This window comes from Rhodococcus huquni (assembly GCF_055231055.1).
Window position 1 is genome coordinate 1 of sequence record NZ_JBUYWE010000021.1, and the last position, 9,824, is coordinate 9,824.

Here is a 9,824-nt window from a genome sequence, read left to right on the forward strand (position 1 = left end):
TGTAGGTTCCACGATTCCGTGTCGGTTTCCAGATTTCGTGTCGGTGCCGTGTCGGTTTCCGGATTTCGTGTCGGTTGGGACGACACTTGAGCCATGGCGTGGACCGATGAGGTCGAAGTCAGATATGTCCGGGACGATGGCGATCCAGTCGGGACGACGATCGCGGGAGTTGACCCGCATCAGGTGGTTCGCGGATTGCCTGTTCGTCGTGTTCGTAGCCACCACAGTCGGCGGCACTACGCGGGCTTCTTCTGGTCGGCAACGAACGCTGGTCATGTCGGGTATGAAAGCCGGCTGGAGTTGGATCGCCTGTGGCTGGCGGATTTCGCCCCGGAGGTCGTGCGGATCGCTGCGCAACCGCTGTGGCTGTCTGGATTCGACGGGAAGGCTACGCGCAGGCATGTTCCGGACCTACTGCTCGAGAATGCGAGCGGCGGTTTCACGGTTGTCGACGTCAAACCGGCGGAGTTCGCTAAGCGGAACGATGTCGTGCGGGTGTTCGCATGGACAGAGCAGGTGTGTGCGTCGCGGGGCTGGTCGTACCAGGTGTGGACGGGTGACGATCCGACGGTCCTGGCCAACATTCGGACAATCGGCGCGGCACGCAGGGCCGAACTGGTCTCCTCTACGGCGATCTCGGCGATCGAAGCCGTGGCTCGGACGGGCGCGACGATCGATGAGGTGGTAGCGGCAGCAAGGGTTCCGCATGCGCGGTTGGCTGTGTTGTCAAAGCTGTGGAGCGGCGTATGGGCGGTGGATCTGTCGGTGCCTCTGTCCGGGCGATCCGTGATGACCTGTCGGATGGAGTCGGCATGACGGACGTTCTTCGATTGCGTGCAGGGGCGCGGGTCTGGTTCGACGGCTCGTCGTGGGAGGTCGTCGCACTGCACGGTCATGACGTGACACTGCGGTCCGGCGATGCCGTGCAGCGTGTCGCGCTCACCGATCTGGCTGCCAGAGGTTCGGATATGGGGGGCGAGGACGGCGCCGGTGATCCTGCGGCGGTTGTCCTGTCATCGCTATCGACGAGGCAGCGCCGAGAGCTCGAGACTCGTGCCCGCCATGTGCAAGACGTGCTGTCCGCGGTCCAGGCGGAAGGCGTCACGCTAGCGTCGGCATTGACCGCGAAGTCGGCCGAACTGAACGTGTCGGTGCGCACGCTCGAACGCTGGACCACAAGCTACCGAGGGGCAGGGATCGTCGGCCTGGCCGACACCCGGATCCGCAGCAGGTATGCCGCCAGCGTGGATCCGCGATGGGATGCGGCGTGCGTGCGCGTGTTGGACCGGTATGTGGATTCGTCCACGCCGACGATCGGGGCGGTCATCGACGCGGTCGCCCGTGATCTCGAGGCCAGTGCGGGTCCAGGGATGGTCCCCCTGCCTGGCAAGAGCACCGCCTACAACCGGGTGAAGGCCCTGTCGAAGGGTCGTCACGCCTTCGGCAATGGCAAGGCACGACGATCGGTGGCCGCCCGGCCCACCGGTGTGCTGGGCAGGTTGCGGGCGGCGCGTCCCGGTGAGTACGTGGTGTTGGACACGACGCCGTTGGATGTGTTCGCGATGGAGCCGATCACGATGCGCTGGGTGGGCGTTGAGTTGACTGTGGCGATGGATCTGTTCACCAGGTGCGTGCTCGGGCTGCGGTTAACGCCGGTCTCGACGAAGTCTCAGGATGTGGCGAATGTGCTCTACCAGTGCGTAGCACCGGCGCGTGGCGAGGACGGCGATTGGTGGCCGTACCACGGTGTGCCACAGAACGTGCTTGTCGGTACCGAGGTGCCCGACGGGGTTTCACAACGCCGCGTCGGTGATCTACCGGCGTGTCTGCCGGAGGCGATCGTGGTCGACCACGGCCGCCAGTATCTGTCCGAGCATGTGATCGGGGTGTGCGCCCGCCTCGGGATCACGGTTCAGCCGGCGATCCCGCACAAACCGACTGACAAGCCGACGGTGGAGCGGTTTTTCCGCACGCTGCGCGAGTCACTGCTGCAGCACCTTCCGGCCTACAAGGGCCCGGATGTGTACTCACGCGGAAAGGACGTCGAGGACAAGGCGTTCTATTACCTCACGGAACTGGAGCAGATTATCCGTGAATGGGTCGGAACTGTGTACCACCGCACTGCGCATGACGGGTTGTGTGTGCCGGAGATCCCGCGAGCTGCGTTCTCACCCAGCGAGATGTTCGAGATCGGCGTCGCGACATCGGGCGGCCTGCTGCTCCCGGCGAGCCCCGATCTCGCGTATGAGTTCCTCGACGTGCGTTGGCGCATGATCCACCACTACGGAGTCGAGGTCGACGGTCTGCGTTACGACGGCGCGGGACTGAATCTTTACCGGGGAAACCGGTCACCCTACGGCGGGGTGCATGCCGGCAAATGGCCGATCTTCATCGATGCCCACGACGTGCGGCACGTGTACTTTCAGGATCCGGATTCCCAGCAGTGGTACCGGCTTGCCTGGGAGCATGGCGCGTGCTTGAACCAGCCGTTCAGCCGTGATGCCGCCGAGTTCGCCAAACGCGTCAGCGTCCGCGAAAACCGGCACCTGGATCCGCACCGCGCGGTCCGTGAGCTGCTGGCCGCCTGGAGCCGCGAGGAGGTCGAATCCCGCCGCGACCGTAGTCTGGCCCGACGGTTGAGCGCGCAACGGTCGGGTTTGATCGGTGGCGACGGTGGTGGCCAGGACACCATGGATGATGCGGCCCGGGAGGTGGCGTCATTGCCGGGGGTGGTCGATTTGCTGGAGCGACGCGAGGCCCGTGCGGTGATCGAGGTCGTCGATGATGTCGATGTGTTCGAGCGCTATTACGCGGAGCATCCGAATGAGGAGGTGTTTGGGGTGTTCGAGGAATGAACCGGTGGGCGAAGTGGCTGGCGGTCAACGGCACCGAGCATCACCAGCTTTCGCGTAAGCGGGGTTGGGACAGGTTCGTCAACGCCGCGCCGCGGGAGTCGTTCGAGGTGCTCACGCGTGCACAGATGGCGCGGTTGCCGCAGGAGGAGCTCGAGGACTACAACGAGGCGAGGCTGGTGTGGAATGCGAACCTGCCCACGATCAAGACCAGCCAGGTGGCCGCAGCATACGGGATCGTCGACCAAGTGATGGCCTCAGGCCGCCGGGACGGAGACAAGCTGCGTGGGTCGGTGGTGATCGATGCAGAGCCAGGACTAGGCAAGACGACGATCGCGACCCGGTATGCCCGTGATTTCCATCGTCGGGTCTATCGCCGAGAAGGGCCGATCACCGAGCACGGCCACCAGCGGTTGCCGGTGGCGTTCGTGCCGCTGAGCGCGGGTATTACGTTGAAGGGTCTAAATCAGCAGATCCTGCGGTTCTACGGTCATCCCGCGGTGGATCGAGCCTCTACGTCCAAGTTGGGCGCGTTGGCGGTCGACTGCGTCACATCGTGCGCAACCAGGCTGATTGTGCTCGACGATCTGCATTTCGTGGACTTCAAGCACCGCAACGGGATTGAGGTATCGAACCATCTCAAGGGCCTGGCCAACGAGATGGCAGCCACATTCGTTTACGTGGGGGTCAAGCTGGCCGAGAAGCGCTTCTTCGACGAGGGCCTATTCGGTGAGCAGGCCGCGTATGCGCAGACCAGCCGCCGCGCCACTCGCTGCCCGGTCGCCCCATTCGCCATCGACTCCGACGCTGGGATGCGCGGCTGGATCAGTCTGCTGCGGGCGCTGGAGGGGCACATCAAACTCGCGGAAGCGAGGGAGGGAATGCTGGTCGAGCACGCCAAGGCACTGCACCGGCGCTCCCAGGGCCGCATCGCGTCGCTGACGAACCTGCTCGACCGGGCTTGCTACCTCGCCATCGCAACTGGCGCCGAGGCGATCACCGCCGAGCTGATCGCGGCCACCACGATCGACAATGCCGGTGAATCCGCGGCCCGCACAGCCTGACGCCTCCCCGCAGCCTTCCCGGGCCGCGCGGCTGCGCCCGGTTGGCGGCGGCTACGACATCGACCGCTGGCCGGTCACTGTGCCCATAGCTCCGAACGAGGCCATGCCGGGATGGCTGATGCGCGTTGGTTCCCGCTACCAATCGACCCCCGGCGAGGTTTTGAGGGACCTCGGGGTGATCAATCGCCCCACAAACCTGCACCGCGTAATGATCAGAATGACCGAGCATGCGGGCCGGATCGCATCCACGCTCGGCCTACGGGTCGACGAACTGCTGGTGGGGCAGATGCCGGCAAGTGAGGCCGCTCTGATCCGCTACCTCGTTACCTACCATCAGACGAATTGGCTGAGCATTGTGGGTTCGCGGTTCTGCCCGCGATGCCTAGCCGAACCGGGCGGGGTGTGGCAGGCGAATTGGACCAACCCGCTGCAGCTGATCTGCCCGGTTCACCGTGTCCGACTGCATTCCACGTGCCCGCAATGTGAGCAGGTTCCCTATTCGGGGACTGCATGGTTGAGCAATCTCGTCGAACCCTGGCAGTGTCCACAGCGGCTCAACCGCGAGCATGTGAAGCGCCCGCGAAGGGTGATGCGGTTCTGCCGCTTCGACCTACGTCGCACTATCTCGGAACCGGCCGGCTCGGCGATGTGTACTGCCCAGGAGTACCTCGACGGCGTGGCGGCTGTGGCTGGGACCGCACCGGGTAAATTCACCCACGTATGTGGTGTCGACGCATCGGTGGAGATCGTGTGCGACGCAATCTGCGAAATCCTCGACGAAGCGGTCGGCATCGAGAAGGTGCTCACTCTCAGTGCCGATTCGGACCGTCTGGTCACCACGATGGTCGCCGCCATAACCATCTTCGCTTGCAACAGCCCCCGCAGCGCGGCAGCGGCCGCAGACCGAGCCGGCGTGTTGCGTCCAACCGGGTGGCACACCCCGGTTCACTCACCACAGCGGATCTCTGCCCGCCTTCACAACCCGCTGCTGGCCGCCGTCCGGCTATCCGCGACACCGGAGCGGTTGTCTCCTGCCGAGCAGTTGATGTTCCGCAGCGGCGGCCGCGCGATACCCCGATATCCCGCTAGCGCGAACTTCCCTACGCGGCGGCTGCCCGTCCACAGACCCGAGCTGCCGGAATCACAACCCGGATGGTTTCCACAGGTCATCTGGCTCGCGACCGAATCCACGCACGATGACGACTCCTTGGTCGCCGCTGTTGCGAAGACGATGGCATTGGCCAAGATCTGCAGCACCCGGTCGTGGCGAATGATCGCCTACGACCTCGGGCTGCCTGCCACGTTCGCCCCGATGATCGACCGATGGTGGCAGGGCGCCATCCACGACGGACACTGGCCCACCGTCCGCCGCGAACTTGAGGGGTGCATCGACCGCCTCCGCCTCGAACCACCTCCGATTGACTACCAACTGCGTCGGATCATTGCCGACGACCCCCGTGGCTTGGTGTGCGCAGTCAACACCGCCCTCCGACATGCCGTGCGGCGTCCGCCGGTGCGCACTGCAGTAGTGATCCGGCGATTCTGGGAGTTGTTTACCGGCGGCGACATACGCCTTGCCCGCGCTCCCTTCGGGATACCTGATCGGCGGCGTCGCAAGCTGTACCGCCGCGCCGTACCCGCCGCCGACGCAACCTGCGGCGACATCTTCGAGGAAGCGTTCGCCCAATTGCGCCTTGACCGGGGCAGTCCGCAGCCGATCGGGCCATTGACATGGCAACCGTCATCAACGACCGACCCGGAACCGTTCGACAACCCGCACCCCGGCGCCGCTTCGGCGAACAACTGGCGGCACCCTTCCTGGGCCACAGAATTCCTCGTCACCCGCGCCGTACTCACTCTCGATATCCCTGATTGGCTCCCGTATCTACAGCGCCGCGACTGGGTCGCAAAAGAACTCCGCACCGATCCGATCACCAGCAGGCGGGCTCGACGACGCGACCTCAAACCCGGTGCGGTCGCCGACCTGCACAGCTGGCTCACTCGCGGGGTCGAACGCAGTTGGCCAACCGACTTGGTCAGCGAGTCGGGGGTCTTGGCCCGCGTGCGGCACACCTTCAAACCCGCGGCCGATCTCACGACCACCGATTGGCGCACTCACGTGCGTGATTGTCGGCCACTCGCGACCGACGACTGGGCATTCGAAGCACTCGACTGAAGGCGGTGTACTGCGCGCACATCCTCAGGAATCGATTCGATTTCGAACTCGAGCCCAACGCCCGCAATACCTTCGGAGTGGCGTATCGACTTGTGCCTGTAGTCGATGAACTGGACGGCGGCCCCGATCGAGCCACGATCTCTTGAGCCCCGCGTCGGGCGATCACTCGTCGCAGCCACCGAGTGCACACGCGATGCACCCAATCCGAATTGCCCGAGCCCAGGCACGCCGACCCGCCGTAACTTCGGGCTCTTAACCAGCGCGGCAACGACGCGCGATCCGTGCAAGTCCGACGGCCAGGGGCGCACAGGTGCGGTTTCCGGTGGCGCTGGTTCGGTCAGAGGTGAGCGCCTCGCACGCGCGTCCGGAAGCGCCTCAATTGCACATTCTTGAAACAAGTGCACTCTCAATAGTTTTGAAAGTGCGCTGCATCGCGCTTTGAAGATTGGAGAGAACCACATCTGCCCCGCAAGGCGTTCGGCTCCCCATCTATGCCGATCCGAAATGCGATTGGAGGTCCACCTGGCTGATCCGCGAATGGCACGAGATCAGTTGCATCCCACTCAAGCAGTGCCAGATCGGCGGAAGCGAATTGTTCCGGCACTCAACTGAGTTCCGCTCCAACTGCGAGGACTAGGAGCGGTGTCGGCTCGTCACAGCCGTCCAAACAGGGGGCAGTGACCACCCAATTCGCACCCAAATGTGTTGTACGGGATCCGCTTCCACAACTCGGGTAGCGGAAACATCCACCCCTGACCTGCCAGTCAGGTGGATCCACAGGGCGCCACCTCCCGCGTCTGCGTTCAGGTTAGCCCCTTTCATCACATTCCGAAACGACTTCCCGGCTCGATCCGAGTCCGGGGGAACTACCGGTGTTCACGAACCCCTCCAGGCACCGGACCGTCCAAGGAAGAGAAAACCATGAAACGCATCATGCTCGTACTTGCAGCAATCATCGCTGTGATTGCACCCGCACTCGCCTTCGCACCAGCGGCATCCGCTGCGACCGGCATCGTCTCCAACGGCATCGCTTGGACAGCGAACCCAGCCGCTCCTCCGTCGCCTCCCGGTAGTAACGCGCAGTACTGCACGCTCGGAGTCGTTGGCACCGACAGCTCCGGCAACAAGGTCGCCATCTCGGCCCGTCACTGCGTGGAGGCCGTCAACGGATTCTTCAACGATGGGGATCCCGTGTTCCGGTACTTGCCCACCGGCACTGGGGCACAGATCGGGACCATCGCCCACCGGAGCGCAAACGGTACCGTCGGCCCGTATGGCACTGACTGGGTGGTGATCAAGCTGAATGCCGACGCAGACCTTCGCTCGCAGGGTCCGGGCGCTCGCATCGACGGCATTGGAACGCCCACCTTGTGGAGCAACATGTGCAAGGACGGCGTCACGTCGGGCATCACTTGCGGGGCCATCTACGGAATCACCCCGCAGCGCATCAACTCGTTCGCGTCGGCAATTGGCGGCGATTCGGGCGGTCCCGCATTCCTTGCTGGTACCACGAAGATCGTCGGCATGACCCTGGGTCCGTTGACGTTCAGCAACTTTGGGGCGGTGCTCAGCGAGATCGCCGCTCAGCCTAACCCTGTTGGCAAGGGACTCGTGGTCACCAACAACTGAACGCCTAGACAAGCGGGGTCAGCATTTCTCAACCATGCGACCCCGCTTGTCATTGTTCATCCTGGCTTGCCGCCGAAGAGTCCCAGCGGCGGCAGCCAGTCGGTGACCATGACCGCTGCGGGCGTGAGGGGACCGTATTCGATCACGTCATTCTCTAGAAGCAGTATCCGCCGAGCCAGCATGGAGCAAGCTCGGTGATCCATACCCGGGTCCACTCGTCAAAAAAGGGCGGTGCAAGTAGCCAGTAGATCAACGGGAAGTCCATCTCTATCAACCTTCCTATGTCGGTGCGGCCGGTGATTCAGCTGGTCCGACTTGGGTGAACAACACACAGCTCGTCGGCCTGGGCCGCGGCCCCTCCGACTTCGTCCGGTGCTCACTATGCAGAGCAGCATCGCTGCGCAGGGAAATCCGGCGGATAAGAGCCTTGTCGTCACCAACAACCGAGCCAAGGTATCCCTGGTAGTTCAATCGGTATAACAGAGCAACCTTCGGCCGCCGCCATGCGGGTTCGATTCCCGCCCAGGGAGCTACGGACACCCCCACCAAAGACATGGGGCTACCGCCGCCAACCAATGTTGTATGTCCACGGGCAAGTCTTTCAAGTACCACCAGAGCGTTGCCCTCACCTCCTCGGATCCACCGAGAGCCTGACACTCCGCCCACGAGCCAGAAACGCCAATGACGGCGGACGCCGAGTTCGACTAGCTACTCACTCTCAACCGCCAGCGGACTACACTTGGGCCCCGACCACATCGTTTAGGATACGCCGCGCATCCCAGTACCCGGGCAACATCGACCGGCACAACCAACACTACGAATGCGCCGGCCGTGATCACAGATTTCGCGGGCCAGGGTGTGACGCGGTCCGAGACGTTGCCCAGTCAAACACACGCATCCGACGCTGAACGCATGTTGTCGTTTCGGGAGGCTGGCTGCGAGTGGCACCCAGTCGTGAGCGCACCCACGTCATCTCACTGCGAGGCGCAGGTCTGATTCCTCATTCCCCCTGTCGGGCAGGCGAGAACTGCGTGGTGCCTACCGAGCGTGACGGGATTACCGCAATCCGCGCTGTCCTGGCCTCGAGGCATCGGATCGCCCAGAAGGACCACGACCAGCACCCCGCCTGCGATTACCATCGGTATGCCGACCTGCCCGGTAGCGGACATCTCGTGCGGCCTGATCGGCGCGCCTTGCAGCAGCGAGATTGTCGTGCGCGAGTCTCAGGTGCGACGCGGCAAGATCCCATGCGGACGCACGGCCGACCGTGATGTTCCTCCACCCGCATTTGCAGGTGACGACCACGGCGAACTGCGTGGCGTCAATGGTGATCTCTTCCCTTCCAGAACCCTCCTGCTCATGACCCAGGACGCAATCAGAGAAGTGGGCGGCCCGATGCAGCCGAACACCCCTCGATCTCTCCACCGTCGAGGTCGCGCGCGGCGCATATAAGGCCGGGAAGAGCCCTCATCAGCGATGCACTCACGTACTGCATACATGACGCTAGTGACAATGCACTCGTTTCCCGCTCGTCCAGCCCCACTTGATTTTTCACGAATCATTCATTCTTGGGGGCGGGGCTCGTGGCCTCCACGCCTAGACCTCCGACCGCGCAGAGCCCTTACTCACCGTTCGACAAACAACTCGTCAACCGTGCGCTGAACTTCGAGCGAACCTGCCCGTGCTGATAGACGCGTGCAAGGATGCTTTGCCCGCATCGGAGGTCTGCAATTGAGTGCTCACACGGGCCTGTGCAATTGCTGGGACTTGGCGGGCTCCACTCGCGGCGGCGCCGGCCACGATGACAAGTCCGCCGAGGTGCATGAACTGAGAAACGGAACCGACTTTTTGAGCAGGAACGAGTTTCTCCGGGGCACCGCCCGTATCTGATCTGGACAGACACATCCCAATAGATGGTCTTCCCCTGTGCTCGATCTTGCGCCCGACGGAGTCCCGCCAAGGTCCTACGAGAGAAGAATCCGGTCGCACGACGGGATTGGGGCCGAGGATCCCGACAAGATCGTTGGAATTCGTCGACGCCTCACACTCGGAAAGCTGGAGGTCGGCGAACCAGTGGACTGACATCGACCGGCGGAACCTACA

At 63.5% G+C, this 9,824-nt stretch carries 6 protein-coding genes and 1 tRNA gene; 6 read left to right on the forward strand and 1 reads right to left on the reverse strand.

Translation table 11 applies throughout. The features are described 5' to 3' along the window. The first annotated feature begins 93 nt into the window (after positions 1-93). The 5 genes from ACZI8R_RS20970 (at position 94) to ACZI8R_RS20990 (ending at position 7,721) form a co-directional block, all read left to right on the forward strand. Positions 94-816: a TnsA-like heteromeric transposase endonuclease subunit gene (locus tag ACZI8R_RS20970; protein WP_463381575.1), complete on the forward strand. Its 723-nt coding sequence runs from the start codon at positions 94-96 to the stop codon at positions 814-816. Next, a complete protein-coding gene (locus ACZI8R_RS20975; protein ID WP_463381576.1) occupies positions 813-2,855 on the forward strand; it encodes an integrase in 2,043 nt (680 codons plus the stop codon). The genes ACZI8R_RS20970 and ACZI8R_RS20975 overlap by 4 nt, the downstream gene beginning before the upstream one ends. Then, a complete protein-coding gene (locus ACZI8R_RS20980) occupies positions 2,852-3,916 on the forward strand; it encodes an ATP-binding protein (RefSeq protein ID WP_463381577.1) in 1,065 nt (354 codons plus the stop codon). The genes ACZI8R_RS20975 and ACZI8R_RS20980 overlap by 4 nt, the downstream gene beginning before the upstream one ends. Next, positions 3,885-6,092, forward strand: a complete 2,208-nt coding sequence (locus ACZI8R_RS20985; protein WP_463381578.1) for a TniQ family protein — start codon at positions 3,885-3,887, stop codon at positions 6,090-6,092. The genes ACZI8R_RS20980 and ACZI8R_RS20985 overlap by 32 nt, the downstream gene beginning before the upstream one ends. A gap of 921 nt (positions 6,093-7,013) precedes the next feature. Continuing rightward, positions 7,014-7,721: a chymotrypsin family serine protease gene (locus ACZI8R_RS20990; protein WP_463381579.1), complete on the forward strand. Its 708-nt coding sequence runs from the start codon at positions 7,014-7,016 to the stop codon at positions 7,719-7,721. Between the two features lie 56 nt (positions 7,722-7,777). On the opposite strand, the gene ACZI8R_RS20995 is transcribed toward ACZI8R_RS20990, so the two are convergent. Then, complete coding sequence (locus tag ACZI8R_RS20995; RefSeq protein ID WP_463381580.1) at positions 7,778-7,924, reverse strand: hypothetical protein; 147 nt, start codon at positions 7,922-7,924, stop codon at positions 7,778-7,780. Between the two features lie 253 nt (positions 7,925-8,177). Here ACZI8R_RS20995 and ACZI8R_RS21000 point away from each other — a divergent pair. Continuing rightward, a tRNA-OTHER gene (locus ACZI8R_RS21000) sits at positions 8,178-8,251 on the forward strand. Positions 8,252-9,824: the final 1,573 nt, after the last annotated feature.